This is a genomic window from Actinoplanes sp. CA-030573, assembly GCF_050951115.1.
GTDB lineage: Bacteria > Actinomycetota > Actinomycetes > Mycobacteriales > Micromonosporaceae > Actinoplanes.
In genome coordinates this window covers 1,765,992-1,790,645 of sequence record NZ_CP192038.1, presented here as the reverse complement: position 1 = coordinate 1,790,645, position 24,654 = coordinate 1,765,992, and the positions used below count along the sequence as shown (strand labels likewise).

22 protein-coding genes, 2 tRNA genes and 2 pseudogenes are annotated in these 24,654 nt (G+C 71.8%); 16 read left to right on the top strand and 10 right to left on the bottom strand.

The features are described from left to right. Nucleotides 1-52: 52 nt before the first annotated feature. Together ACQP2F_RS08365 and ACQP2F_RS08360 are read left to right on the top strand one after the other, a co-directional pair. Complete coding sequence (locus ACQP2F_RS08365; RefSeq protein ID WP_433302201.1) at nt 53-1,432, top strand: serine/threonine-protein kinase; 1,380 nt, start codon at nt 53-55, stop codon at nt 1,430-1,432. Between the two features lie 86 nt (nt 1,433-1,518). Continuing rightward, nucleotides 1,519-2,361, top strand: a complete 843-nt coding sequence (locus tag ACQP2F_RS08360) for a MerR family transcriptional regulator (RefSeq protein WP_433302199.1) — start codon at nt 1,519-1,521, stop codon at nt 2,359-2,361. Nucleotides 2,362-2,400: 39 nt separating this feature from the next. Here ACQP2F_RS08360 and ACQP2F_RS08355 read toward each other — a convergent pair whose 3' ends face one another. Together ACQP2F_RS08355 and argS are read right to left on the bottom strand one after the other, a co-directional pair. Continuing rightward, nucleotides 2,401-4,191 (bottom strand): bifunctional metallophosphatase/5'-nucleotidase, encoded by a 1,791-nt coding sequence (locus ACQP2F_RS08355; protein ID WP_433302197.1) that lies wholly within the window; start codon nt 4,189-4,191, stop codon nt 2,401-2,403. Nucleotides 4,192-4,284: 93 nt separating this feature from the next. Then, the gene (gene argS / locus ACQP2F_RS08350; protein WP_433302195.1) at nt 4,285-5,931 is read right to left on the bottom strand and encodes an arginine--tRNA ligase; all 1,647 of its coding nucleotides are present in this window, start codon (nt 5,929-5,931) and stop codon (nt 4,285-4,287) included. A gap of 168 nt (nt 5,932-6,099) precedes the next feature. Between argS and ACQP2F_RS08345 the strand changes: the two genes are divergently transcribed. After that, nucleotides 6,100-6,555, top strand: coding sequence for a protein-tyrosine phosphatase family protein (locus ACQP2F_RS08345; protein ID WP_433302193.1), 456 nt, complete (start codon nt 6,100-6,102; stop codon nt 6,553-6,555). Between the two features lie 51 nt (nt 6,556-6,606). Beyond that, a complete protein-coding gene (locus ACQP2F_RS08340) occupies nt 6,607-7,104 on the top strand; it encodes an SRPBCC family protein (RefSeq protein WP_433302191.1) in 498 nt (165 codons plus the stop codon). Here ACQP2F_RS08340 and ACQP2F_RS08335 read toward each other — a convergent pair. From ACQP2F_RS08335 to ACQP2F_RS08320, 4 genes are read right to left on the bottom strand one after another with little or no spacing between them, the layout of a single operon-like run. Then, complete coding sequence (locus ACQP2F_RS08335; RefSeq protein ID WP_433302189.1) at nt 7,101-7,907, bottom strand: class I SAM-dependent methyltransferase; 807 nt, start codon at nt 7,905-7,907, stop codon at nt 7,101-7,103. The two genes, ACQP2F_RS08340 and ACQP2F_RS08335, sit on opposite strands and share 4 nt — an antisense overlap. A 48-nt stretch (nt 7,908-7,955) precedes the next feature. After that, nucleotides 7,956-10,520 (bottom strand): AAA family ATPase, encoded by a 2,565-nt coding sequence (locus ACQP2F_RS08330; RefSeq protein WP_433302187.1) that lies wholly within the window; start codon nt 10,518-10,520, stop codon nt 7,956-7,958. A 20-nt stretch (nt 10,521-10,540) separates the two neighbouring features. Continuing rightward, nucleotides 10,541-12,220 carry a glycoside hydrolase family 3 protein gene (locus tag ACQP2F_RS08325; protein ID WP_433302185.1) on the bottom strand — a complete coding sequence of 560 codons (1,680 nt, stop codon included), beginning with the start codon at nt 12,218-12,220 and terminating at the stop codon, nt 10,541-10,543. Beyond that, nucleotides 12,217-12,786: a flavoprotein gene (locus ACQP2F_RS08320; RefSeq protein WP_433302184.1), complete on the bottom strand. Its 570-nt coding sequence runs from the start codon at nt 12,784-12,786 to the stop codon at nt 12,217-12,219. The genes ACQP2F_RS08325 and ACQP2F_RS08320 overlap by 4 nt, the downstream gene beginning before the upstream one ends. Nucleotides 12,787-12,889: 103 nt before the next feature. Here ACQP2F_RS08320 and ACQP2F_RS08315 point away from each other — a divergent pair. The 8 genes and pseudogenes from ACQP2F_RS08315 to ACQP2F_RS08280 form a co-directional block, all read left to right on the top strand. Then, nucleotides 12,890-13,063: pseudogene (locus ACQP2F_RS08315) on the top strand (IS110 family transposase); the annotation flags it as partial. Between the two features lie 483 nt (nt 13,064-13,546). Then, a complete protein-coding gene (gene urtA / locus ACQP2F_RS08310; RefSeq protein WP_433302182.1) occupies nt 13,547-14,800 on the top strand; it encodes an urea ABC transporter substrate-binding protein in 1,254 nt (417 codons plus the stop codon). Next, nucleotides 14,797-15,684, top strand: a complete 888-nt coding sequence (gene urtB, locus ACQP2F_RS08305; RefSeq protein ID WP_433302180.1) for an urea ABC transporter permease subunit UrtB — start codon at nt 14,797-14,799, stop codon at nt 15,682-15,684. The genes urtA and urtB overlap by 4 nt, the downstream gene beginning before the upstream one ends. Next, the gene (gene urtC, locus ACQP2F_RS08300; protein ID WP_433302178.1) at nt 15,681-16,766 is read left to right on the top strand and encodes an urea ABC transporter permease subunit UrtC; all 1,086 of its coding nucleotides are present in this window, start codon (nt 15,681-15,683) and stop codon (nt 16,764-16,766) included. The genes urtB and urtC overlap by 4 nt, the downstream gene beginning before the upstream one ends. Then, entirely contained in the window at nt 16,763-17,500 is a 738-nt protein-coding gene (gene urtD / locus ACQP2F_RS08295) for an urea ABC transporter ATP-binding protein UrtD (protein WP_433302176.1), read from the top strand. The genes urtC and urtD overlap by 4 nt, the downstream gene beginning before the upstream one ends. Then, a complete protein-coding gene (urtE, locus tag ACQP2F_RS08290) occupies nt 17,500-18,192 on the top strand; it encodes an urea ABC transporter ATP-binding subunit UrtE (protein WP_433302174.1) in 693 nt (230 codons plus the stop codon). The genes urtD and urtE overlap by 1 nt, the downstream gene beginning before the upstream one ends. Nucleotides 18,193-18,249: 57 nt before the next feature. Beyond that, a pseudogene (locus tag ACQP2F_RS08285) lies at nt 18,250-18,909 on the top strand (Type 1 glutamine amidotransferase-like domain-containing protein); the annotation flags it as partial. Between the two features lie 108 nt (nt 18,910-19,017). Then, nucleotides 19,018-19,356 (top strand): ASCH domain-containing protein, encoded by a 339-nt coding sequence (locus tag ACQP2F_RS08280; RefSeq protein ID WP_433307393.1) that lies wholly within the window; start codon nt 19,018-19,020, stop codon nt 19,354-19,356. On the opposite strand, the gene ACQP2F_RS08275 is transcribed toward ACQP2F_RS08280, so the two are convergent. Both ACQP2F_RS08275 and ACQP2F_RS08270 read right to left on the bottom strand, forming a co-directional pair. After that, nucleotides 19,337-19,627: a DUF1905 domain-containing protein gene (locus tag ACQP2F_RS08275; RefSeq protein WP_433302172.1), complete on the bottom strand. Its 291-nt coding sequence runs from the start codon at nt 19,625-19,627 to the stop codon at nt 19,337-19,339. The two genes, ACQP2F_RS08280 and ACQP2F_RS08275, sit on opposite strands and share 20 nt — an antisense overlap. Nucleotides 19,628-19,677: 50 nt before the next feature. Beyond that, complete coding sequence (locus tag ACQP2F_RS08270) at nt 19,678-21,048, bottom strand: cellulase family glycosylhydrolase (protein WP_433302170.1); 1,371 nt, start codon at nt 21,046-21,048, stop codon at nt 19,678-19,680. Nucleotides 21,049-21,468: 420 nt separating this feature from the next. Here ACQP2F_RS08270 and ACQP2F_RS08265 point away from each other — a divergent pair, with 420 nt between their 5' ends. Then, the gene (locus tag ACQP2F_RS08265) at nt 21,469-21,654 is read left to right on the top strand and encodes a hypothetical protein (protein WP_433302168.1); all 186 of its coding nucleotides are present in this window, start codon (nt 21,469-21,471) and stop codon (nt 21,652-21,654) included. Here ACQP2F_RS08265 and ACQP2F_RS08260 read toward each other — a convergent pair. Continuing rightward, nucleotides 21,651-22,241 carry a class I SAM-dependent methyltransferase gene (locus ACQP2F_RS08260; protein ID WP_433302166.1) on the bottom strand — a complete coding sequence of 197 codons (591 nt, stop codon included), beginning with the start codon at nt 22,239-22,241 and terminating at the stop codon, nt 21,651-21,653. The genes ACQP2F_RS08265 and ACQP2F_RS08260 overlap by 4 nt on opposite strands. A 59-nt stretch (nt 22,242-22,300) precedes the next feature. Then, the gene (locus tag ACQP2F_RS08255) at nt 22,301-22,594 is read right to left on the bottom strand and encodes a hypothetical protein (protein ID WP_433302164.1); all 294 of its coding nucleotides are present in this window, start codon (nt 22,592-22,594) and stop codon (nt 22,301-22,303) included. A gap of 185 nt (nt 22,595-22,779) precedes the next feature. On the opposite strand from ACQP2F_RS08255, the gene ACQP2F_RS08250 reads away from it, so the two are divergent. The 3 genes from ACQP2F_RS08250 to ACQP2F_RS08240 all read left to right on the top strand — a co-directional run bounded on the left by ACQP2F_RS08250 (nt 22,780) and on the right by ACQP2F_RS08240 (nt 24,397). Next, a tRNA-Asn gene (locus ACQP2F_RS08250) sits at nt 22,780-22,855 on the top strand. A 158-nt stretch (nt 22,856-23,013) separates the two neighbouring features. Next, entirely contained in the window at nt 23,014-24,276 is a 1,263-nt protein-coding gene (locus ACQP2F_RS08245) for an FAD-dependent oxidoreductase (protein WP_433302162.1), read from the top strand. A 47-nt stretch (nt 24,277-24,323) separates the two neighbouring features. Further along, a tRNA-Ile gene (locus ACQP2F_RS08240) sits at nt 24,324-24,397 on the top strand. The last annotated feature ends 257 nt before the right edge of the window (nt 24,398-24,654 follow it).

Here is a 24,654-nt window from a genome sequence, read left to right as displayed (position 1 = left end):
GAGCGACGTTCGCTTGCTGTGGCCCTGCCACCCGATTAGATAAGGTCCGGCGGTGCTGTCTGCGGGGATCCTCCTGGGCAACCGTTATCGGTTGGACGAGCGCATCGCGACCGGTGGCATGGGCGAGGTGTGGAAGGGCACCGACGTGGTGCTCGGTCGCGTGATCGCGGTCAAGGTGCTGAAGACCGCCATGCTCAGCGACCCCGAGTTCGCGGCCCGGTTCTACGGCGAGGCGCGGATGATGGCGTCGTTCCGCCACCCGGGCGTCGTCGAGGTCTACGACTACGCCGGCGCCGGTGACGGCGACTCCGACGAGGACCAGGTGGCCTACCTGGTGATGGCGTACGTGGAGGGCGAGCCGCTCTCGGCCCGGGTCCGCCAGGGCCCGATGAGCGTCACCGAGACCATGTCGATCGTGGCCCAGGCCGCCGACGCGCTGCACGCCGCGCACGAGGTGGGCGTGGTGCACCGCGACGTGAAGCCGGGCAACCTGATCGTGAAGCCGAACGGCACGGTGGTGCTGGTCGACTTCGGCGTGGCCCGGTCGAACGCGGTGACCAGCGTCACACAGCTCAACGCGATCGTCGGCACCGCCCTCTACATGGCCCCGGAGCAGGTGGCCAAGGGCAAGGTCACCGCGGCCACCGACATCTACGCGCTCGGCGCCGTGGCGTACCACTGCATCGCGGGCGTGCCCCCGTTCGACGGCGACAACGCGTTGCAGGTGGCCCTGCGTCATCTCGAGGACGAGCCCGACCCGCTGCCCGCGCACGTGCCGCCCCCGGTCCGCGCGCTGATCGCCCGGGCGATGGCCAAGCAGCCGGCCGACCGGTTCGCCACGGCGGCCGAGTTCGCCGCGGCGGCGTTCGAGTCGGCCGGCCCACTCGACTGGAAGCGGATGACCGGCACCGCGCTGGTCGCCCCGCTGAGCCCGCCGGCGCCGACCCGTGCCGTGCCGATGCCGCGTGACCTGCCCTTCACCCCGGCCAACCCGCCGCTGCCGGCCCGGCGCCGGCCGCAGCGCAGCCAGACGGCGCTGCTGGTGGCGGTCTGCGTGATGGCGGTGCTGGCGATCGGGCTGACCATGGCGATCATCTTCCGCAGCGACGACGACCCGCAGTCCGGCAACAACCCGCTCAACGTGGCGCCGACCGAGACGCAGCAGCAGGATGACGATCCGGTCGTGCCGACGCTCGCGCCCACCCCGACGACGAAGCAGCCGAACCGGCAGGCCACCACCCGCAAGACGTCGGCGCCGCCGAGCAAGTCCGCCTCGGCCAGCGCGTCGGCTTCGACCAGCGCGACCCCGACGAAGCCGACGACCCAGCCGACCACGACGTCGCCGCCGACCACGCAGCCGACCACGACACCCCCGACGACGCCCCCGACGACCGACGCCACGACCACGCCGCCCGGCGAGACCGGCGGCTGACCCCCGCGAGATCCGAAGGGGCGCCCGGGAGATCCGAAGAGGACCCTTGACTCTGACACTGTGTCAGGCCGGAGGCTACGAGGACCATGTTCAGTATCGGAGACTTCGCCGGCCTGGGCCGGGTGTCGGTGCGGATGTTGCGCCACTACGACGCCATCGGCCTGCTGCCGCCCGCCCACGTCGACCAGCACAGCGGCTATCGCTTCTACACGGCGAGCCAGCTCAAGCTGCTCAACCGGGTGACCGCGCTCAAGGACCTCGGCTTCTCACTCTCGGAGGTGCAGAAGCTCATCGACGAGAAGGTCGACGTCGGTGAGCTGCGCGGCATGCTGCGCCTGCGCCGGGCCGAGCTGGAAGCGCAGGCACGCAAGGACCGCATGCGGCTGGCCCAGGTCGACGCCCGTCTCCGGATGATCGAGATTGAGGGCCATATGGACACCGGAGACGTCGTTCTCAAGAACATCCCGCCGATCCGGGTCGCGGAGCTGTCCGCGACCGCGACCGGCTACGACCATCCCGATTCGATCACCGAGAACCTGTCCCCGCTCTACCCGCGGCTCATGGAGCTGATGGAGGCCGGCGGCGTGCAGATGACCGGGGCGCCGATCGCGTACTACCTGCCGGCGCCCACCGAGCCGGGCGACGAGACGATCACCGTGCACGCGGCGTTCCCGATCGGTGACGCCGAGGCCGGCGACGACCCCGGCTTCGAGGTGGTCGTGCTGCCCGAGATCGAGCAGGCGGCGACGGCCCTGCACGAGGGCTCGATGTCCGAGGCTTTCCGCACCGGGCAGAAGATCGCGAACTGGATCGACGACAACGGCTACCACACCGTCGAGCCCGGCTTCGCCCGCGAGGTGTACCTGGACTGCCCGCCGGGCGAGTTCGACAAGTGGGTGACCGAGATGCAGGTCCCGGTCAGCAGATAGCGAGGAGGGGCGCCCGAGGCGCCCCTCCACCGAACATGATCAGAACTGGACGGGCACGCCCTCGCGGACGAGCTGCCAGTTCTTGACGAAGAAGTCGGCCGGGTTGATCGAGCCCTTGGCCTGGGCCCAGTCGATGAGCAGCTGGCGGATCTCCTTCTGCTCGTTGTAGACCTGGGTCTTCACGATGCCGGGGAAGTTGCCGCCGCCGGAGCGCCGGTAGTTGTTCACCGCCACCACGAACTGGGCCGCCGGGTCGACGTCGGCGCCGGCGATCTGCAGGCGGGTGATCCGCGAGCCGATCGGCTTGCTGATGTCGATGTCGTAGTCGACGCCGGAGAGCACGTCGTAGTTGTAGTCCGGGATCGACGGGTCGCTGATCGTGGCCGGGTCGACCGGCGCGCCCGGGGCCAGCGTCACGAAGAACTTCGCCGAGTACTCCAGGTACGCCTTCACCTCGGCGCCGGTCAGCACGACCGCCTCGAGCGTGTTGTCGTAGATGTAGAGCCCGGCCACGTCCTTGATCTTGACGTCGCCCTTGGGGAACACGGCCGTCCGGCTGAACGGCGCCGCGATCGACAAAACCGGCAAGCTCCCATAAGCGCCGCCGGCCAGCGCCGCGGTCACTTCGTCGGTCTGCACCTTGTTGATGTAGTCGAGGATCGCGGTGTCCTCGTACCGGGAGGTGGCGGCCGAGAGCTCCTCGGTCGACTGGGCGACGACCTGGTTGACGTACGCGACGGTCTTCGCGTGCTGCGACCGGGTCACCGCGAGAACGCGCGGGTCGGCCTCGACGGTGTTGGTGTTCAGCGTGGTCGCGGCCTTCGCGACAATCGACCACTTGCCGTGCTGACGGACCAGGTCGAAGTCCATCTTGGTGAGGCGCTGGCCCCACTTCGACGGCTCGGACAGCAGCACCTGCTGGCCGGTCGCCTCGTTGGTCACGAACCGCTGCGGGATGTCCAGGTGGGCGTGGCCGAACAGGACCGCGTCGATGCCGGGCACCTGGGCCGCGATCAGCGCCGCCGGGTTCTCGTTCGGCAGCTCGGGGCCGTAGCTGGACTTGCCGCTGTCGCCGCCGTGCGCCGAGACGATCACGATGTCCGCGCCGCAGCGCCGCATGACCGGCACCCACTTGGCCGCGGTGGCCACCATGTCCAGGAACTCGAGCTTGCCCTCGACGTTCGCCCGGTCCCAGATGGCGACGCCGGGGTTGGTGAGGCCGAGGATCCCGACGCGCAGCGTGGGAGCGTGCTTTCCGAGCGAGACCTTCTTGATCACGTACGGGGTGAAGGCCGGCTTACCGGTCGTGGCGCTGACCGCGTTGGCGGCCAGGGCCGGAAAGCCGAGCTGCCGGATCCACAGGTTCAGCAGCGGCAGGCCGTAGTTGAACTCGTGGTTGCCCAGCGTCACCGCGTCGTAGTGCAGGACGTTCATGGCGCGGGCCATCGGGTGCTTCTCACCGGTCGTGGTGATCGGCTCCTGCTTGGCGTAGTAGGTGGCCAGCGGCGTGCCCTGGATGGTGTCACCGGCGTCGAGCACCAGCGTCGCCCCGGTCGCCTCCCCGCGCAGCTTGTTGACCAGGGCGGCGAGCTTGGCCACCCCGACGTCGTTGTGCGCGCTGTCGTCGTACTCGGCGTCCCGGTAGTAATCCCAGTTATACACATTTCCATGCGTGTCGGACGTGCCGAGCACGGTGAGGTGGTACGTCTCCGGGGCCGGAGCGTGGCCGCCATGGGCCTGTGCGGCCCCGGAGGCGACGAAGGGCGCCGCGGTGGCGGCGGCCGAGGCGGCGATAACTGTGCGCCGCGAAACACCGGCGGGAGGGGTCATCACGAACCTTTCCGAATCGGATCGCGCGCCTGGTCCAGGCGCGCCTGAACGCACCCTAACCGTCGATGCCTCGGCAGTTGAAGAACCCACTTGTCACATCTCGCCGGGGATATCGATCCCGAGCAGGCCGAGGCCCAAGCCCAGCGTGCGGGCGGTCCGGTCGGCCAGGGTCAGCCGGCTCGCCCGGGTCGCGCCGTCCGACCGCAGCACCGGGCAAGTCTCGTAGAAGGCCGAGAACGCGACGGCCAGGTCGTGCAGGTAGCCCGCGAGCCGGTGCGGCTCCCGCAGGTCCGCCGCGGCGGTGACGGCCGGCTCGAAGCCGAGCAGGGCCAGCGCCAGCCGCCGCTCGGCCGGCTCGGCCAGCACCACGGGCCCGGGCTCGGACGCGCCCCGCCGGAAGATCGACCGGATCCGGGCGCAGGCGTACTGCAGGTACGGCCCGGTGTTGCCGGTCGAGGCCAGCATCCGGTCCCAGTCGAAGACGTAGTCGGACCGCCGGTCCCCGGCCAGGTCGGCGTACTTGATCGCGCCGATGCCGACGGCGGCCGAGGAGGCGCGGCTGTCGGCCTCGTCGAGCAGGTCGTCCAGCCGTACGTTGTCGCCGGCCCGGGTCCGGAAGGCCTTGCCGTCGTCGCCCAGGATCGAGCCGAACTCGATGTGCTCGGCGGTCACCGCCGCGGGCAGCCAGCCGGCCGCCCGGGCGACCGCGAAGACCATCCGGAAGTGGGTCCGCTGCGGTGCGCCCACCACGTACAGCAGCCGGTCGGCCTTCAGGTCCCCGGCCCGGTGCCGGACCGCGGCGAGGTCGGTCGCCGCATACCCGAACCCGCCGTCGCTCTTGCGCACGATCAGCGGCAGCGGCTCGCCGTCCCGCCCGGTGAAGCCGTCCGGGAAGACGCACAGCGCGCCCTCGCTCTCCACCAGCAGGCCCCGCGCGGCGAGATCGTCCACCACCGACGCCAGCCGTTCCTGGTAGAAGCTCTCGCCGACGAAGTCACCCCCGGTAAGGGTCACTCCGAGCCGGGCGTACGTGTCGAGGAAGTTGCGTTCGGTCTGCTCGACCAGCTGCGTCCACAACGTCCGGGACAGCTCGTCGCCGGACTGCAGGGCCACCACCCGCCGCCGGGCCCGGACCCGGAAGTCCTCGTCGGAGTCGAACTTCGCCCGCGCCACCCGGTAGAAGCCGGTCAGGTCGCCGAGCGAGTGCCGGGCCCGGTCGTGGCCGAGCTCGACCATGTGCTCGATCAGCATCCCGAACGGGGTTCCCCAGTCGCCGAGGTGGTTGGCCCGCACGACGTCGTGGCCGAGCCAGCCGAGCAGCTGGGCCAGCGCGTCGCCGATGATCGTCGACCGCAGGTGCCCGATCTGCATCTCCTTGGCGGCGTTCGGCGCCGAGTAGTCGATGACCACCCGCTCGGGCCGGGCGGCCGGTGGGACGCCGAGCCGGTCGTCGAGGTCGTCGACGGCGGAGGCGAGCACGGCGTCGTCGACGGTGACGTTGAGGAAGCCGGGCCGGGAGACGCGCACGGTGGCCAGGCCGGCGAGATGCGCGCTGGCCGCCGCCGCGACGTCGGTGGCGATCGCCCACGGTGGCCGGCCGGTGCGCTTGGCCAGCGCGAGCGCGGCCGCGGACTGGAAGTCGGCGTGCTGCGACCGCCGGACCACGGGATCGACCGGGAATCCGGCGACGGCGGCGAGCGGCGCCGCGAGCCGGTCGGCGAGCAGAGCTTCGAGATTCATGGCAAACCCATCGACGTGTACGCGCGGAGGCGGGTCGACCGGTTCCGGACACAAAAAACCGGCGGGCTCGACCCGCCGGTGGAAGGGCACAACTTCAGCGGCGGTCGTCAGATCGCCGGCGTCGCTCGCAGAAGCCGTACATGGCCGCGACTGTAGCAGGATGGTGACGTGGGTATCGAGCAACTTTGGCGGGCCGGTGAGCCCGGAGTGATGGCGTTGCCGTCGGGACGGCTGGTGCGCGGCCGCGGCCTGCGCGACCCGATGCCGTCCGGTCATCCCCCGGCGTTCGGCGTCTACCTGCTGGGCAAGGAACCACCGGAAGTGGGCTGGGAACAGCGCTGGGTCCGGTGGCCCGACTTCCGCCTGCCGGCCGATCCGGCGTACCTCCACGAGGTCCTGCTCGAAGCCCTGCGCCGCAGCGAGGGTGAGCGGGTCGAGATCGCCTGCGGTGGCGGCCGCGGACGCACCGGAACCGCGCTGGCCTGCCTCGCGGTGCTGGACGGTGTGCCCGGCCCGGACGCGGTCGCCTACGTGCGCGCGCACTACCACCCGGGCGCGGTCGAGACGCCGTGGCAGAAGCGGTTCGTCCGCGGTTTCGGCGAGAGAGTGAAACACGGGCACTGATCAGAAGCTGCCATTACGCTGGGACAGCACCGCCGACGCCCAGGGGGACCGATGATCGTCGTGGAGCGCACGTTCGCCGTGACCGCAGCCCCGGCCGTCGTGCTGGCCTATCTCCGCGACTTCGCGAACGCTCAGGAATGGGATCCCTCGGCCGTGCGCACCAGCCGGCTCGGCGACGGCCCGACCGTCCCCGGCGCGCAGTGGCGGCATGTGCGCAAGGTGTACGGGGTGACGGCCGAGCTCACCTACACGCTGATCGCCGACGAGCCCGGCCGCCTGGTCCTCCACGGCCGCAGCGAGGGTGCGACCTGCGTCGACTCCGTCGTGGTCCGGGCCGTCCCGGGCGGCAGCGAGGTCACCTACCGGGTCGAGCTCGAGATGCACGGCCTGGCCAAGCTGGCCGCCCCGATCCTGCGGTCGGAGATGGAGAAGCTGGCGTCGGGCGCCGTGGTGGCGGCGACCGCGGCCCTCGACCCGGCGGCGGTGCGCCACCGGTTCGGCGCCGCCACGCCGAACCGGCTACCCACCCCGCTGGAAGAGACCGGTTAGCGGCGCGTCGCCAGCACCTGGACGTAGGCGGCCGCGATCTTCGCGGTGCCGTCGGTCGCGACGTTGTGCACGGCCGCCAGCGCCACCAGGTCGTCGAAGAGCGGCTTGGCGTCGTCGCCGAGCGCCTCGAACGCCTTGACCGTCGGGCCGTAGTGCCGGCGGAAGTACTCGGCGAACGCCTCCGGTGACGGGTAGCGGAACACGAACGTGCGCGGCACGACCCGCAGGTCGGTCACCCGGTCGCCGAACAGCTCGCGGACCCGCGCCTCGCTGCCCCACTCGACCGGGCCGCGGATGCCGGGCGGCGGCGGCACCCGGCGGCCGACCGTGCGGAACATCTGGCCGATGAAGCCCTCGGGCGTCCAGTTCGCCATCGCGATCGTGCCGCCGGGGCGGGCCACGCGGGTCAGCTCGGCGGCGACCCTCTCCTGGTCGGGGGCGAACATGGCGCCGACGACCGAGAGCACCGCGTCGAACGAGCCGTCCGGGTACGGCAGGTTCTCGGCGTCGGCGGTCTCGAAGTCCATGGCCAGCCGCTCGGCCGCCACGCGCTCGCGGGCGCGGTCGAGGAGGCTCGGCACGTAGTCGCTGGCCACGACCCGGCAGCCGCAGCGGGCGGCCGCGATGGCCGCGTTGCCGGAGCCGGCGGCGACGTCGAGCACGCGCGCGCCGGCCGACAGGTCGGCGGCCTGGACGAGCTCCTCGGCGATCGGGTGGATGATGGCGGCCACGGCGCTGTAGTCGCCGCTGGCCCAGGTCTTCTGCTGCTTGGCCTTGAGGCCGTCGAGTGCAAGCTCTGTCATGCGACCGACGCTAGAGATCCCCGGCCGCCGCCACATGGGGAGAGTTCCCTAAATCAGCCCGCGCCGCCGGGCCGCCGCGGCCGCCTGTCCCCGGCTCGGGACGCCGAGCTTGCCCAGTACCGCCGAGACGTGGTGGTCGACGGTCTTGGTCGACAGCGTCAGCCGGGAGGCGATCGCGGCGTTGCTCAGCCCCTCGGCCAGCAGCGCCAGCACCTCCCGCTGGCGGCCGGTGAGTCCGGTCGGGTCGGCCGCGGCGGCGGCCCGGGGACCACGCGGCACCGGCAGCCCACGCTCGCGCAGCGTGGCCCGCAACCGCCGGGCCGGCCGCACGGCGCCGAGCCGGTCGTAGATGCGCAGCGCCTCGGCGGTCGCGGCGGCGTCGCCGGCGGCGAGCGCCTCGGCCCGCAGATAGGTGCAGCCGCGCTCGGCCCAGGCCGCGGCGGCGGCCCGCCACTCCCCCGCGATCATCAGCCGGAACGGCTCGGCCTCCACCGGCGGCGGCTCCTCGCCGCAGCGGGCCAGCCAGAACCCCAGCTCGCCGAGGAACCAGGCGTGCCCGGCCCGCGCGGCGACCTCGGCGCCGTGCCGTGCCTCGGCCGCCGCCCGGCGCCGGTCGCCGTCCAGCCAGTGCAGCTCGGCCAGGGCCAGCGCGGCCGGGCCGACGAACTGGATCTCGCCGGTGCGGTAGCCGCGCTCGGCCGCCTCGGCCGCGGCCTCACCGGCGCCCGGCTCGTCCCGCCGGATCCGCAGCACCGCCCGCGCGGCCAGGGCCGGCAACTGGGCGCCGCCGGGCTCGAGCGGGCCGCTCAGCGCCACGGCGACGGCGTCGGCGGCGGCCGGCCAGTCGCCGCGGGCGAGCTCCATCCGGGCCCGGTGGCCGGACACGTGCCGGACGTAGCCGTGCAGGTCGCGGGCGGTCAGGAAGGGCAGCAGCCGGTCGAAGGCGGCGTCGGCGGTGGCGTAGTCGTAGCGGTCGACGGACTGGGTGCCGAGGTTGACCAGCGCGCGACCGGCGTGGTCGTCGAAGCCGGCCGCGGCTGCCCGCTCGAAGGCGGCGGTGAGCAGGGCCGCGCCGGCCGCGTCGTCGAGCTGGTGCCGGGCCGAGCCGATGTTGACCATCGCGTGCAGCTCGGTGTCGAGGTCGCCCAGACCGCGGGCCAGCTCCAGCGCCCGGTTGCCCCACTCGACCGCCGCCGGCTCCTCGTTGGCCAGCATGAACAGCTGCGACAGGTTGCTGTAGGCGGCGGCCAGCTCGCGGCCCGGCGGCGCCGCCTCGAGCACCTCGACCGCCCGCCAGGCGGCCGCGCGGGCCTCGTCGGGCCGGCCGTTCCACCAGCTCAGCCGGGACAGCCAGCGCAGGTCGTCGCCGATCCGGCGAGGGTCGCCCTGCTCGGTGCGCAGGGCCAGGGCCGCGCGCCGGGTCTCGATCGCCTCGGTGCTGAGGCCGCCGTGGTAGGCGGCCGTCGAGTACTCCTCGAGCAGCCCGGCGTGCTCGTCCGGCGGGCCGGCGGCGACCAGCGGGCGGGCGGTGGCGTAGTGCGCGGCGGCCTGGCGGTAGGCGCCGAGCTGGGCGGCCCGTCGCGCGGCGGCCGGCGCCCAGCGCAGCACGGCCGCCGCGTCCCCGGCGTGGTGGGCGTGGTGCACGAGCCGGGCCGGGTCGATCCCGGGTATCCCGGCCAGGGCCGACAGGACCTCGGCGTGCAGGGCTTTCCGCCGTACGGGCGAAAGGGCCTCCTCCACCGCCAGGCGCAACAGCTCGTGCCGGAAGGCGACGCCGTCACCGCTGGTGGTCAGCACCCCGCGCGCCAGGCACTCCTCGACCGCATCGGCCCGGCCGGTGAGCAGCGCCGACTCGGCCCGCGCCGGCACCACCGCGACCAGCCCGGCCACCTCGCGGGCCGGCTCGCCGAGGGTGGCCAGCCGGGACAGCACGAGATCGCGCACGGTCGGCGGGATCCCCTCGGCCTCGGCCGCCAGCACCTCGGTGACCAGCAGCGGATTGCCGCCGGTGACCGCGTGCACCTCGGGCCGGTCCCGGCCGGAGCGCCGCGCCAGCTCGTCGACGGCGGCACGGGACAGCGGCGGCAGACTCACCCGGCCGGAAAGCGCGGCCGGAAGTCCGGCGAGGACGGTCCGCAAGCGGTGGCCGGGCCCGATCTCGTCGTCCCGGTACGTCAGGAGCAGCAGCGCCCGGCACAGCGCGAGCCGGCGGCCGAGGAACGCCACCATGTCCAGCGTCGCCTCGTCGGCCCAGTGCAGGTCCTCGACCACCACCACCGGCCGCGGCGACTGCGGCGGCCGGTCCAGCGCCTCGAGCAGCAGGTCGAACACCTCGGCCCGGGGCCGCTCGCGCTGCAGGGCCTCGCGCAGGCGGCCGCCGAGCACCCGGGCGATGTCGTGCAGCGGGCCGAGCGCGCGCGGGGTCAACAGCGGGTCGCAGGCGCCCCAGAGCACGTGCGCCCGCGCGCTGGCCGCCTCGGTGAACGCGGTGGCCAGCGTGGACTTGCCGGCCCCGGCCTCGCCGCTGAGCACCGCCACCCGGCCGCCGGCGGACGTCTCCGCGAGCAGCCGGTCGAGCGCGGCCAGCTCGTCGACGCGTTCCAGCAGGTCCATCACCGGTGAGGCTAGGACCTTCAGCTCGGCGTGGACATCCCACTGCCGTACGGGAAGAGGCCGTCGATCGTGACCGGGAGCCGGCCGGGGGCCTCCGCCTCGCCGCGCAGCACCGCGGCCAGCGCGGTGACCGAGACCGGCTGGTAGCCGTAGGCGGCCACGTAGGTGGGCGCGGCCGGGAAATAGGCGATGTCGTAGGGCCCGCCGACCGCGGCGACGACGATCGGCTTGCCGGTCGCGAGCAGGGCGGCGACCAGGCGCTGCTGGGTGACGTCGTTCCAGGCGTTGTACGTGGTGACGACCGTGACGTCGGCGTTGTTCGCGGCCGCGACCGCCTGGGCGATGACCGCGTCGCTGGGCGACCCGGTGTAGAAGCGGGTGGCGCCGAGCGCGTTCGCCAGGTTGGTCGTGGTGGTCGCGCCCCAGCCGGTGACCAGGACGTTCTGGCCCGGCTGCAGCGGCAGCGTGCCCTTGCGCAGGACCGTGATCGAGCGGGCGGCGGCGTCGGCCATGGTCGCGAGGTGCTCGGGGGTGCCGACCGTGGGCTGCTCCGGCACGTACGGGAAATAGGTCTTGGTCTTGAGGATCCGGCGCACCGACTGGTCGATGCGGTGCTCGGAGATGGTGCCGGCGGCGACGGCGTCGAGCAGGGTCTGGATGGCGAGCGGCACGTTGCGCGGCATGAGGAGCTGGTCGACGCCGGCGTTCACCGCGTCGAGGACGATCTCCTGGTCGGTGTAGTCCTCGAGGGCGGCCGCCTCCAGCGCGTCGGTGATGACCACGCCGCCGAAGTGCAGCTGCTTGCGCAGCAGGCCGGTGATGATCGGCTCGGAGAGGCTGGCCGGCCTGCCCGACGGGTCGAGCGCGGGGGCGATGATGTGGGCGGCCATGACGCTCGTCGCCCCGGCCCCGATGGCCGCCTTGAACGGCGGGACGTGCGTGCTCTCGATCTGCTCTTTCGTCTCGTTCGTGATCGCTACGCCGTTGTCGGTGTTGACGGTCGTGTCGCCCAGGCCGGGGAAGTGCTTGGCCTGCGTCCCGATCTTGGCGCTCCGGTAGCCCTTGATCGCGCTTTTCGTGAACGCCACGACGTGGTCGGTGCGGTCGGAGAACGCGCGTACGCCGTCGGCCGTGTTCCTCGGGTTGGTGTTCACGTCGACCACCGGGGCGTCGACCACGTTGATCCCGAGCGCCCGCAGCTCCTGGCCGCTGACCTTCGCGACCTTCTCCGCCGTACGGGGATCGAAGGTCGCGCCGAGGGCCATGTTGCCGGGCGAGACCGCCAGCGGCGCGCCGATCCGGTTGACGACGCCGCCCTCCTGGTCGGTGCTGATCTGCAGCGGGATGCCGGTGTCGGCCATGGCCGTCAGCTGGAGCCCGTTGGAGAGCGCGGCGATCTGGGCCGGGGCGTTGAGGTTGTGGCTCCAGGTGAAGTAGATGACGCCGCCGAGGTGGTACTTGGCGACCGCCTCGGCGGCGGTGCTCACGCCGTACGCCTGCTGGTTGGCGGCCGCGTCGGCGGCGCTCGGATTGGTCGCGGAGTCGCCGTAGACGTAGGAGACGACCATCTGGCCGACCTTCTCGGCCAGCGTCATCTTGGCGATGCGCCGGCCGATCGAGTCCTGTGCCTGCGCCGGCGTTCCGAGTCCCATCATGGCCAGCACCGTCGCCGCGGCGAACGCGGACGCTCTCCGAATCATGCCCTCATCGGAACGCCCGGATCGATCGTTGTCAAACCGAATGCCTCCTCGGCCAGGTCGAGCGCCCGGATCCACGGGAAGCGGCGGGGATCGTTGTGCCCGGGCGGCAGCGGTTCCCAGCCGTCCTCGGCGCCGAACAGGACGCGTACGCCCTCCTCGCGCAGATCGTCGATCGCCCTGCGGAACGGCCGCCGGGCGGCGAGCGCCGAGTTGACCGCGGGCACCACGACGGTCGGCACGCCGCGCCCGATGACCTCGGCGACCGAGCTGAGAACATAGGTGTCGGCGATGCCCGCGGCCAGCTTGTTGATCGTGTTGAACGTCGCCGGCGCCACGATGAGAGCATCGGCCGGCGGCGAGATCCGCCGCCCGTCCGGCGCGAACTTGTACGTGGTCCGCAGCGGCCGCCCGCTGGCGCGCACAATGCTCGCCGGCTCGATGAAGTCGAGCGCGCTCTTCGTGGCGGTCACGTCGACCGTCCAGCCCCGGGCGCACGCCTCCTTGATCAGCGACACCACCCCGGAGGCGGCGCCGCCCCCGCACACCACGACCCGTAGATCACCCATGGCCCCGATCCTGCCCGATCCTCGCCGGTTTGTGTTGCCCAGATCACATCGAGCTTCCGGACATCGCGCGCAATACCCCCAGATCGCCCGCGAGTTAGTCGCCCTGCTGGCGATCCGTCTCGCCGGCCCTGGAACACGGCGGTTACACGACGCTGCGCCGGCCAACAGCGAGGCGAAGATGCGGCAGGCGTTCGACAAACTCGCCCGGCACGGCCGGATCCTCGTCGTCGGCCAGCCGGCCCCGGTCGGCGCGTTGCCGGTCGCGGTCGCCCGGTCTTCCTCGCCGCGTTCGCCAGCCTGCCTCGCCCGCCGCCGCGTCGACGTCCTGTTCGCCATGGTCCGCGACCACCAGCCCGACCAAACCCGGCCCACAGACCACGCCCTCGCCGCTTGACGACACGCACCGGCTCGCACGCGTCGACCCACCGGCCGGCTCGACCTCCCGCCGGGAAGTCGGCGACGGCCGAGGTCGCGCCGGTGGCGGCCATTTCCAGGAAGTGGCGCGGTCGGGGCTTGATTTGGCGTCCACGTCCTTGAAGTGGCGGCGGTGCCCGGGTGGCGGCGGGCGGCCGGCGGATCGGCCGCGGACCGTCCATATGCGAGCGAGGCATTTATTTCGGCCGATGCACCCTCAGTGACGGCGCGGAAACTATTTGTTAAGGGCCGGGAAACGGCCGGGAAATCGCCTCCTCCGAGACTTACCCCATTCCTAGCAGTCAATGCCTGGAACGGTCCCCCAAGGGTTGCCTCAGGAGGATATATGTTCGGGAATCGTGGATATCGGGCGCTGGCCCTGGTGGCGACGGCGGCGACGCTCGCCGGGCTCGCCGGGTGTGGCGCCAAGACCAGTGACGGGGCAACGGCGGGCGGGGCCGGAGCGGTCGTCGACACGGCCGGGCCGAGCGTCAAGGTCGGGCTGCTCAACTCCCTCTCCGGCACGATGGCGATCAGCGAGGTCACCGTGCGGGACTCTCTGCGCCTCGCGATCGACGAGATCAATGCGTCCGGCGGCGTGCTCGGCAAGCAGATCACGCCGGTCAGCGAGGACGGCGCGTCGGACTGGCCGACCTTCGCCGAGAAGGCCCAGAAGCTGATCAGCCAGGACAAGGTCGCCGCGGTCTTCGGCTGCTGGACCTCGGCCAGCCGCAAGGCGGTGAAGCCGGTCTTCGAGAAGAACAAGGCCTTGCTGTTCTACCCGGTGCAATACGAGGGGCTCGAGGAGTCGCCCTACATCTTCTACACCGGGGCGACCACGAACCAGCAGATCGTGCCGGCTCTCGACTATCTCAAGGCGCAGGGCAAGACCTCGCTCTACCTGGTCGGCAGCGACTACGTCTTCCCGCGGACGGCCAACAAGATCATCAAGGCGTACGCGTCGGCGAACGGCATGAAGGTCCTGGGTGAGGACTACGCGCCGCTCGGCTCGACGGAGTTCTCGACCATCGTCAACAAGGTGAAGGCGGCCAAGGCGAGCGCCGTTTTCAACACCCTCAACGGCGACAGCAACGTGGCGTTCTTCAAGGAGTACAAGTCGGCCGGCCTGACCGCGGCGGCGATGCCCGTCGTCTCGGTGTCGATCGCCGAGGAGGAGGTCAAGAGCATCGGCACGCAGTACCTGGCCGACCAGCTCACGGCCTGGAACTACTACCAGACCACGGAAGGCGCCGCCAACGAGAAGTTCGTGAAGGCGTACAAGGCCAAGTACGGCGCCGACAAGCCGACCAGTGACCCGATGGAGGCCGCGTACACCTCGGTCTATCTCTGGAAGGCCATGGTCGAGAAGGCCGGCGCGTTCGACGTCGCCAAGGTGAAGGCGGCGGCCGACGCCGGCGGCATCACGTTCGAGGCGCCCGAGGGCCTGGTCACCGTGGACGGGCCGTCCCAGCACGTCTACAAGACCGCCCGGATCGGCAAGATCGGCTCGGACGGCCTGATCAAGGAGGTCTGGAGCTCCGGCCAGCCGGTCAAGCCGGACCCGTACCTCAAGGACTACAGCTGGGCGACCGGGCTGTGAGCCTCGTCCTCGGCCAGCTCTTCACCGGCATCAGCATCGGCGCGGTGCTGCTGCTCATCGCCCTCGGGCTGAGCCTGACCTTCGGCCAGATGAACGTGATCAACATGGCGCACGGCGAGTTCATCATGGCCGGCGCGTACACCGTCTACGTGCTCCAGCAGGTGATCACCAGCGCCGGCGCCTCGCTGCTGGTCGCCCTGCCGGTCGCGTTCGCGGTCGCCGGGGCGATGGGGGTGCTGCTGGAGTTCCTGCTGATCCGCCGGCTGTACGGGCGGCCGCTCGACACGCTGCTGGTGACCTGGGGCGTGGCACTGATCCTCCAGCAGGCGGCCCGGGACATCTTCGGCGCGCCGAACGTGCAGACCCGGGCGCCCGACCTGCTCACCGGCAGCATCCACCTGCCGGGCGGCCTGGTCATCGCGAGCAGCCGGGTCTTCATCCTGGTGCTGGCGCTCGGCGCGGTGGCCGCCCTGACCGTGGTGCTGCGCACGACCCCGCTCGGCCGGCGGATCCGGGCGGTGGTGCAGAACCGCGACCTCGCCGCCGTCTCCGGGCTGGCCACCGGCCGCGTCGACCGGCTGACCTTCTTCATCGGCTCGGGGCTGGCCGGCATCGCCGGGGTCGCGCTCACCCTGATCGGCCCGATCGGGCCGGCCATGGGCACCAACATCATCGTCAACGCGTTCCTGGTCGTCGTCGTGGGCGGGATCGGCCAGATCAAGGGCACCGTGATCGTGGCGTTCGCGCTCGGCATGCTGCAGTCGATGGTGGAGTACGCGACCACGGTCAGCGTGGCCAGCGTGATCGTCTTCGTGGTGATCGTCGCGTTCCTCCAGTGGCGGCCGCAGGGCCTGTTCACGCTGCGGACGAGGAGCCTGGCATGACCGCCGTCGCGTCACCGCCGGTCGAGTCCCCGCCCCAGCCGCGGGCGGGGCGGCGCTGGAGGCCCGCCGCCGGCTTCGGGGTGGGCGCGGTCCTGCTCTTCGCGCTCGCCCCGGCCGTCCTCGGCGACTTCCGCCTCGGCCTGCTCGCCAAGTACCTCTGCCTCGCGATCATCGCGGTCGGCATCGGCCTGGCCTGGGGCCGCGGCGGCATGCTCACCCTCGGCCAGGGCGTCTTCTTCGGCCTCGGCGGCTACGCGATGGCCATGCATCTCAAGCTGGTCGACGCGGGTCCCGGCAACCTGCCCGATTTCATGCAGCTGTACGGGCAGCTGGACGCCCTGCCGTGGTGGTGGCGGCCGTTCACCAACCCCGTCTTCGCGCTCACCGCGACCGTGGCGCTGCCGATGCTGGTGGCCCTGCTGCTCGGGTTGCTGATCTTCCGGCGGCGGGTCCGCGGCGCCTACTTCGCGATCCTGTCCCAGGCCCTGGCCGCGGCCATGGCGATCTTCCTGGTCGGGCAGCAGGGCACGACCGGCGGCACCAACGGGCTGACCGACATCCAGGGGTTCTTCGGCTACGACCTGAACGACCCGGTCAACCGCCGGATGATCTACTTCATCGTGGCCGGGGCGCTGCTGCTCATGCTCGCGGTGGCCTGGCAGCTGATGCGCAGCCGGTACGGGGAGCTGCTCGTGGCCGTGCGCGACGGTGAGGAGCGGGTCCGGTTCCTCGGCTACGACCCGGCCAACGTCAAGCTCGTCGCCTACGTGGTGGCGGCCGGCATGGCCGGGCTGGCCGGCGCCCTCTTCGTGCCCGCGGTCGGGATCATCTCGCCGGCCCTGGTCGGGGTGGTGCCCTCGATCGAGTTCGTGGTCGGCGTCGCGGTCGGCGGCCGGGCGAGCCTGGTCGGGCCGGCGGTCGGCGCGATCGCGGTGGCCTGGGCCCGTACCGCCCTCTCCGAGAAAGTCCCCTCGGCCTGGACCTACTTCGAGGGTTTGCTGTTCATCCTCCCGATCGTCTTCCTGCCCGGCGGCCTCGCGTCGCTGTGGGAGATGGTCCGCCGGCGGAAGGCGGCGTCATGAGCGGACTCTCGGTGCGCGACCTGCGCGTGGTGTTCGACGGCTTCGTGGCGGTCGGCGGGGTGGATCTCGACGTGCCGGCCGGCGACGTGCGGTTCGTGATCGGGCCGAACGGCGCCGGCAAGACCACCCTGATCGACGCCATCACCGGGCTGGTCAAGGCGTCCGGCTCGGTGACCTTCGACGGGCACCCGCTGCTCGGCACGAAGGTCCACAAGATCGCCCGGCTCGGCGTCGGGCGCACGTTCCAGACGGCGGCGGTCTTCGAGGAACTCACCGTCCTGCAGAACCTCGACATCGCGGCCGGCTGGAGCCGGCATCCGATCACCCTGCTGCGCAAACGCACGAGAGTGCCGGAATCGGTGGCGGCGGCGCTGGCGACCGTGGGTCTTTCGGCCGTACGCGATGAGCTTGCCGGCACCTTGGCCCACGGCCAGAAGCAATGGCTCGAGATCGGCATGCTCCTGGTGCAGGACGCCAAGCTGCTGCTGCTCGACGAGCCGGTGGCCGGGATGAGCCAGGCCGAGCGGGACGCGACCGGCGAGCTGCTCGGGCGGCTGGCGGCCGACCGGACGGTGCTGGTGGTCGAGCACGACATGGACTTCCTGCGCCGGTTCGCCCGCACGGTGACCGTCATGCACGCGGGGAAGGTGCTCTCCGAGGGAACGGTCGCCGAGGTGCAGGCCGATCCGCGGGTGCAGGAGGTCTATCTCGGACACTCGGTGAAGGGGGCGTGATGCTGGAGTTCGACGAGGTGCACGTCGGGTACGGCCGCAGCGTCGTCCTGCACGGGGTGTCGCTGGCCGTGCCCGGCGACGGGGTGGCGGCCGTGCTCGGCCACAACGGCGCCGGCAAGAGCACCCTGCTGCGCTGCGCGGCCGGGCTGCTGCGGCCGCGCCGGGGCCGGGTGCTGCTCGACGGCGACGACATCACCCGGCTCGCCCCACATCAGCGGGTGGCGCGCGGGATGGCGTACGTGCCGCAGGGCCAGCAGAGTTTCCCGCACCTCACCACCGCGGAGAACCTGCAGCTGGTGGCCGACGGCCGCCGGGACGGCAAGGCCGCGACCGCCGAGGCCCTCGACCTGTTCCCGGCGTTGCGGGAGCTGATGGGCCGCCGGGCCGGGCTGCTCTCCGGCGGCCAGCGGCAGCAGCTCGCGATCGCCCGGGCGCTGATCACCCGACCCCGCCTGCTGCTGCTCGACGAGCCGACCGAGGGCATCCAGCCGTCGGTGGTGGCCGAGATCGAGCGGACCATCCGGGCGGTGGCCGACCGCGGCGGCATGTCGGTGCTGCTGGTCGAGCAGCACGTGGGCTTCGCCCTGACCGCCGCCCAGCGCTACTACGTCCTCGAAGCCGGCCGGGTCACCTCGACCGGCGACGGCGGCGCCGAGGCCGAGGGGACGGTGCGGCGGGCGCTCACGGTCTGAACCGCCGGGTTGCTAACGTCGGCCGACGGCCCTCTCGTCCGACGTCACGGGGTAACCATGAAGCTGCTGCTCACGTCCGCTGGTGTCCGGAACAAGTCCATCGAGGCGGCGCTCGTCGAGTTGCTCGGCAAGCCGATCGCCGAGTCCACCGCGCTCTGCATCCCGACCGCCGACTACGGCAGCCCCTACGGCTCGCCGGGCGGGGTCTGGCGCTTCGTCAGTGGACACTCCCCCTTGCCGATGACCGAGCTGGGGTGGAAGTCGGTGGGGGTGCTCGAGCTGACCGCGCTGCCCAGCATCGACCGCGACCGCTGGGTGTCGTGGGTGCGCGAGGCGGACGCGCTGCTGGTCAAGGGCGGCGACGCCCTGTTCCTGGCGCACTGGATGCGGGAGTCGGGGCTGGCCGATCTGCTGCCGTCGCTGCCGGAGACGGTCTGGGTCGGCTTCAGCGCCGGCAGCATGGTGCTGACCCCGCGGATCGGCGCCGACTTCATGAGCTGGGAGCCGCCGGGCGGCCGGGACGAGGCGCTGGGCGTCGTCGGCTTCTCGATCTTCCCGCACGTCGATCATCCGGATCTGAGCGAGAACACCATGGCCGCGGCGGAGAAGTGGGCGGCCGAGATCCCCGGTCCGGCGTACGCGATCGACGACGAAACCGCGATCAAGGTGGCCGGCGGAACGCTCGAGGTCGTCACCGAGGGGCACTGGAAGCTGTTCACACCGGTCGTCGCGGACGCCGGTGACCTGCCCGTTCTCGAGCTCGCCGCGCCGGGCCCGCTCCGGGACGCCGGGGTCGGCGCCATCCTCGGCGGCTTCAAGACGACGATGACCGGGTTGCCCGCGCTGCACGAGCGGGCCGGCGAGCCGATTCCGGCGGCCGGCGACCGGTTCTGCGTCGTGGACTCGGACGGCGAGCCGGCCGCCGTCATCGAGATGACGCACGTCGGCATCGAGCCGATCGGCATGGTCACCGACGAGTACGCCCGGGCCGAGGGCCGTGGCTACCGCGACGCCGCCGCCTGGCGCGCCGCCCACGAGGAGTTCTTCCGCAGCGACTTCGTGGCCGAGTTCCTCGGCGCCGGTCCGGAGATCGACGACGACACGCCGGTGGTCACCCAGCGGTTCCGGCTGGTCGGGCGGCCGGCTACCGCACGTCGACGGTGAGGCGGACGGTCACGGTGTCGCCGACGTCGATGGCCTCGGCTTTCCGCACCACGGTCTTGACCGGGACGATGTATCTGCCGTCCTTGGGCCACAGCGAGGTGGTCCACCCGGTCCGCCCGATGCGCGCCGCCACCGGGATCATTCCCCAGCCGTAGGTGACCAGCGAGGCCGCCGCCGCGATGGCCTGGCACTCGTCGTCGGGGACGGTGACGAAGTGCCAGGGCGCGGGGCCCCGCCAGAACCACATCTCGCCGCTGAACTCGAGATCCATGGCGACCAGGATAGGAGCCCCGGGCCCGGCCGGGCCCGGGGCTTGTCGCGCTAGCCGGTGGTGCAGGACAGGGCCGGGACGCTGTTGGTGCCCGACCACGAGCCGAGGAAGCCGAACGTCGTCGACCCGCCGGCGGCGAGCTTGCCGTTGTAGCCGGCGTTCCTGGCGGTGACGGCCGAGCCGCTGCTGGTCACCGTGGCGCTCCAGGCCTGCGACACCGACTGCCCGTTCGCGTACGTCCAGGTCACGGTCCAGCCGTTGATCGCCGCGCCGCCCGCGGTGACCTTGACCTCGCCCTGGAACCCGGCCGGCCACTGCCCCACGATCGAGTACGACGCCGTGCACGCCCCGCCGGCCGGCGGAGTGGTGGGCGGGGGCGTCGGCGGGGTGGTCGGCGGGGTGGTCGGCGGGGTGGTCGGCGGGGTGGTCGGCGGCGTCGTGCTCGTACCGAAGATCGTCGCCTGCTTCGAGGTCGCCCTGATCCCGTTGGCGCCGTCGACGATCCGCCGGCCCCACGTGGTGAGCGCGTTCGGGTCGAAGTTGGTCGTCATGTCCAGGACCGGGTCGTTGTTGCCGGCCCACGACCAGCCGATGTAGCCGAGCCCGCGCTTGACCGCCTCCGCCATCAGCGTCTGGTCGTCCACCTCGCCCGAGGCGAACTGCCAGCCGAACTCGCCGATCACCAGCGGCCACCCCTTGGCCTTGACGGCGTCCAGGTACGAGGTGATGGACGCCGCCGTGTTGAAGACCGCGTACATGTGGATCGACAGCACGGTGTTGTGCTGAGTGTCGGCGTCGAGCACGGTCTGCGCGTTGTCCCGCATCGTGTACTGCCAGTCCTGGCCCCAGTTCGGCGCATCGACCATCAGCAGGTGCTGGAAGCCGTTGCTGCGCATCTTCTGGACGGCCGCGGCGGTGGCGGCCGTCCACTGGCCGGGGTTGTTGTTGCCGATCGGCTCGTTGCCGATGTTGATGACGACGTAGTCCTCCTGGCCGGCCAGCACGCTCTTGAGGCCGATCCAGTAGTTCACCGCCTGGTCGAGCGGGTAGGCGGCGCCGTCCTCGCCGTACCCGGTGGTGTCGTGGTCCTCGAGCACGCAGATCAGCCGGTTCTGCTTGCAGAGCGAGATCACGTTGGCCACGTCGGAGGCGTTGTTGGCGGTCCATCGGCCGCCACTGAGCACCACGCGTACGGTGTTCGCGCCGGTGGCCTTGATGTTGGCGAACGAACTGGTCTGGTTCGTGAACCAGGTGTGCTCGTGGTTGATGCCCCGCATGATGAACGTCGATCCATTGGACTCGACGATGTTCGTGCCGCTGATGTGCAGCCCGGTGGCCGCGTAGGCCGGACTCGTGAAGGTGAGCACCGACGCGACGAGGGCGATGACCACGGCGCCGATCAGGGTGAGCTGTCTTTTCATGACCTGCCTCGAGAACGGGGGAAGTGGGGAACCACCACCCAGCCCGCCGCCTGCACGGCAACGCGCTCGCCCTCGGGATTCCTGGAAAAGCTACCGATTCCATTGCCGGACGTCAATGGGAGCGTTTCCATCGCGTATTCGTAACCCACACACAGGCCGGGGACAGGTCGGGCCCGCACCTTCGACGGATGCACCCCAGCATCCAGGGAAGGGACGCTCGATGACCACCGACCAGGTCTCACCTCGCCACGACCCGTCTTCACCCGGACGAGCCGGTCACCGCGCCGATCGGGGAATGGGCGCCGACCGGGGAATGGGTTCCGCCGGCCGACGGGTGGAGGACCGTGCCGGCCGACGTCACGACCGCTCCGGCGCCGGGGGGCGGCGGGTCCGTGGACCGGGAAGAAGGTCGCCGCCGCGGTGGCGTTGGCGGCGGCGCTGGCCGGCGGTGCCGGTTTCGGCATCGGCATGGCGGTCGACAGCGGCGGGAGCGGCTCGGTTCAGCAGGGCGTGCCGGGCGGCGGCTTCCGCGGCGGCGAGGGCGGTGGTCCGGGCGGCATGATGGGTGGCCCGCAGGACGGCGCGGGGACGGGCTCGACCACCTAGGCGCGCTCGAGCAGGGCGACCAGGAAGTCGGACCTGGGTGTGAACGGGCGCAGGTCCCAGGTGCTGAACAGTATCTCGGCGGTCAGACCCGCAGTGCCAGCGTCGCTCAGGAACGCCTCGAACGCGTACCCCCGCTTGGCTCCGAAACCGACCGCCAGTCGCGCCTCGGCGCGTAAGCACCCACCCAGCCTGCGCAAGATCTCCACCCGGGTGGAGGGAGCCACGAAGGTCATCACGTTGCCGGCGCAGACGATCGCGTCGAAGTCGCCCGGCACGTCGAGCTCGGCCAGATCGCCGACCAGCCACTCGCCACCCGGATGCCCGGCGCGGGCGTGGGCGATCAGCTCGGGGTCGAGGTCGACGCCGACCACCTCATGGCCCGCGTCGAGGAGGAAGCCGCCCACCCGGCCGGTCCCGCAGCCGGCGTCGAGGATGCGGGCGCGGCGGCCGACCATGGCGTCGATCATCCGGGCCTCGCCGCCCAGGTCCATGCCGCCCGCGGCGAGATCGCGGAAGCGCTGGATGTAGCGCCGTGAGTGGCCGGGATCGTCGGCCACCAGGCGGCGCCACTTGTTCTCGTCAGTCATCGCTGTTCCTACGAAGGCGGCCGCCCCCGCGATGGGGACGGCCGCCTTCGGCGTTGCTCTCAGACGGTGCCGGGGGACTTGCTGTTCGAACCGGCCAGCTCGCCGGTGTCGCTGGTCGTGTGCAGCTTGTCGCCGATCTTCTCGCCCAGCTTGGAGGACTGGATCTTGTCCTTGCCCTCCGAGTAGAGCTTGGTGGCCTGCGCCTGGGCGACGCCGGCGGCCTCCTGAACCGACGGGCTCTCCCAGACCTTCTTGGCGCTGTCCCGGATCTCCTCGTACTTCTCCCGGCCGGCACGGCTACCCAGGACGAAGCCCGCCGCGAGGCCGGTGAGGAACATCAGCTTTCCGCGCATGGTGGCGGCTCCTTCCGAACGTGACGCGTGCGCGTCTCCGCTGCGTCATACCCATCCTGCCTTTTTTGTACTCATGCCACGGTCGTTTCACCCGGTACGGCGCGCCCGGGTACCCCTTGGTGCATCGGGCCCGCGGTCATGTACTCTGTTTCCCGGCACCACGGAGCACCGGTGCTGAGCAGCAATCCCCTGTAGCTCAATTGGCAGAGCAGCCGGCTGTTAACCGGCAGGTTATTGGTTCGAGTCCAATCGGGGGAGCCACTTTCGCCCAGGGCACACGCCCTGGGCGTTTCGCTTGCCTGAGGGTTTTGCTTGCCTGATGGTACCGCCCTAACGTGAAGCGTGACCGATTCTCCTGCCTCGGCCATCTCCCGCCGTTAGGCTGAGGCTCGCCTGTTTCGTCCCCTTGTGAGGTGCCCGTGTCGCAGCCCGTGGAGGTGGATGTCGTCATCGTCGGCGGCGGACTCGCCGGTCTCGCCGCCGCACGCCGGCTGGACCGCGCCGGCGTCGAATGGCTGCTCGTCGAGGGCTCCGACCGCATCGGCGGCCGCGTGGCCACCGACGTCATCGACGGCTGGCACCTAGACCGCGGCTTCCAGGTGCTCAACACCGCCTACCCGCGGATCCCGGCGCTGATCGACGTCGAGGCGCTGGACATGCGGTATTTCACACCCGGCGTGCTGGTACGCCGCGGCGGCGACCTGCACCGGCTGGAGAACCCGCTGCGCGACCCGCTGACCGTGCCCCGCACGCTGGCCTCGGGCGTAGGGACGCTCAGCGACCGCCTGAAGTTCGCGGCGCTGGCCACCCGCTGCGCGACGATGCCGCCCGCGTCACTGCTCGCGGCGCGGGAGACGACCACGCAGGAGATGCTGCGCAAGGCCGGCCTGTCGCACCGGATGATCGAGGAGGTGCTGCGGCCCTTCCTGTCCGGGGTGTTCGCCGACCGCTCGCTCGACACGTCCAGCCACGTGTTCGCCATGGTGCTGCGCTCCTTCGCCCGCGGCCGCATCGGCGTACCGGCCGCCGGCATGGCCGCGCTGCCCGCCGCCATCGCCGGACCGCTCCCCTATCCCCAGCTGCTGATCGGCGCCCGCACCCTCTCGGTCGGCCCCGGCATGGTCGTCACCGAGGGCGGCGAGATCCGCTGCCGCGCCGTCGTGGTCGCCACCGGCCCGGTCGCCGCCACCACGCTCCTCCCCCAGCTGCCGGTGCCCGACATGCACGGCCTGACGACCTTCTACTTCGGGGCCGACCACGCCCCGCTCGACGAGCCCACCCTCCTGCTCGACGGCGACCGCCGCGAGATCATCGCCAACACGGTGGTGGTGAGCAACGCCGCGCCGGAGTACGCACCCAGCGGCAAGTCGCTGATCGCCGCCTCGGTGGTCGGCGTGTCCGCCCCGTCGAGCGCGTCGGAGTCGGTGATCCGGGTCGAGCTGGCCCGCATGTACGGCGTGCCGACCGACTCGTGGGAGCTGCTGGAGACGGTGAGCATCCCGGAGGCGCTGCCCTCGGCCCGCGTCCCGCAGGCCAATCTCCGCAAGCCGGTCGACCTGGGCGACGGCCTCTTCGTGGCCGGCGACCACCGCGACAGCCCCTCGATCCAGGGCGCGCTGGCCGGCGGCTGGCGCACCGCGGGCGCGGTGCTGGCGTGGCTGGGAGCGCGGGTACCGGCGTAGATCGGTGGCTTGCGGGTTGAGTGGCGGGTTAGGATCGCCGCCGGTAAGGGGCGGTAGCTCAGCGGGTTAGAGCAGTCGACTCATAATCGATCGGTCACGGGTTCGAGTCCCGTCCGCCCCACGAGTGGTTGGGTGGAGTCTGCTCGCCGAACGCGCGAGCCGGAACCACTCGTCATGCCTGCTCCGGGGGCCGAGCCCCCGGACACCCCGCGGCGCGGCGGTCGCGCATCGTCGTTGCGGTTCGCTTGCTGCAACGTCCGGTCCACGAGTGGTTGGGTGGAGTCCGCTCGCCGAACGCGCGAGCCGGAACCACTCGTCATGCCTGCTCCGGGGGCCGAGCCCCCGGAAACCCCGCGGCGCGGCGGTCGTGCATCGTCG

Coding starts and splice junctions, on each gene's coding strand:
- ACQP2F_RS08360 (WP_433302199.1), top strand. CDS start 1,519: ATGTTCAGTATCGGAGACTTCGCCGGCCTGGGCCGGGTGTCGGTGCGG.
- ACQP2F_RS08355 (WP_433302197.1), bottom strand. CDS start 4,191: ATGACCCCTCCCGCCGGTGTTTCGCGGCGCACAGTTATCGCCGCCTCG.
- argS (WP_433302195.1), bottom strand. CDS start 5,931: ATGAATCTCGAAGCTCTGCTCGCCGACCGGCTCGCGGCGCCGCTCGCC.
- ACQP2F_RS08340 (WP_433302191.1), top strand. CDS start 6,607: ATGATCGTCGTGGAGCGCACGTTCGCCGTGACCGCAGCCCCGGCCGTC.
- ACQP2F_RS08335 (WP_433302189.1), bottom strand. CDS start 7,907: ATGACAGAGCTTGCACTCGACGGCCTCAAGGCCAAGCAGCAGAAGACC.
- ACQP2F_RS08330 (WP_433302187.1), bottom strand. CDS start 10,520: ATGGACCTGCTGGAACGCGTCGACGAGCTGGCCGCGCTCGACCGGCTG.
- ACQP2F_RS08325 (WP_433302185.1), bottom strand. CDS start 12,220: ATGATTCGGAGAGCGTCCGCGTTCGCCGCGGCGACGGTGCTGGCCATG.
- ACQP2F_RS08320 (WP_433302184.1), bottom strand. CDS start 12,786: ATGGGTGATCTACGGGTCGTGGTGTGCGGGGGCGGCGCCGCCTCCGGG.
- urtA (WP_433302182.1), top strand. CDS start 13,547: ATGTTCGGGAATCGTGGATATCGGGCGCTGGCCCTGGTGGCGACGGCG.
- urtC (WP_433302178.1), top strand. CDS start 15,681: ATGACCGCCGTCGCGTCACCGCCGGTCGAGTCCCCGCCCCAGCCGCGG.
- urtD (WP_433302176.1), top strand. CDS start 16,763: ATGAGCGGACTCTCGGTGCGCGACCTGCGCGTGGTGTTCGACGGCTTC.
- urtE (WP_433302174.1), top strand. CDS start 17,500: ATGCTGGAGTTCGACGAGGTGCACGTCGGGTACGGCCGCAGCGTCGTC.
- ACQP2F_RS08280 (WP_433307393.1), top strand. CDS start 19,018: ATGACCGGGTTGCCCGCGCTGCACGAGCGGGCCGGCGAGCCGATTCCG.
- ACQP2F_RS08275 (WP_433302172.1), bottom strand. CDS start 19,627: ATGGATCTCGAGTTCAGCGGCGAGATGTGGTTCTGGCGGGGCCCCGCG.
- ACQP2F_RS08270 (WP_433302170.1), bottom strand. CDS start 21,048: ATGAAAAGACAGCTCACCCTGATCGGCGCCGTGGTCATCGCCCTCGTC.
- ACQP2F_RS08260 (WP_433302166.1), bottom strand. CDS start 22,241: ATGACTGACGAGAACAAGTGGCGCCGCCTGGTGGCCGACGATCCCGGC.
- ACQP2F_RS08255 (WP_433302164.1), bottom strand. CDS start 22,594: ATGCGCGGAAAGCTGATGTTCCTCACCGGCCTCGCGGCGGGCTTCGTC.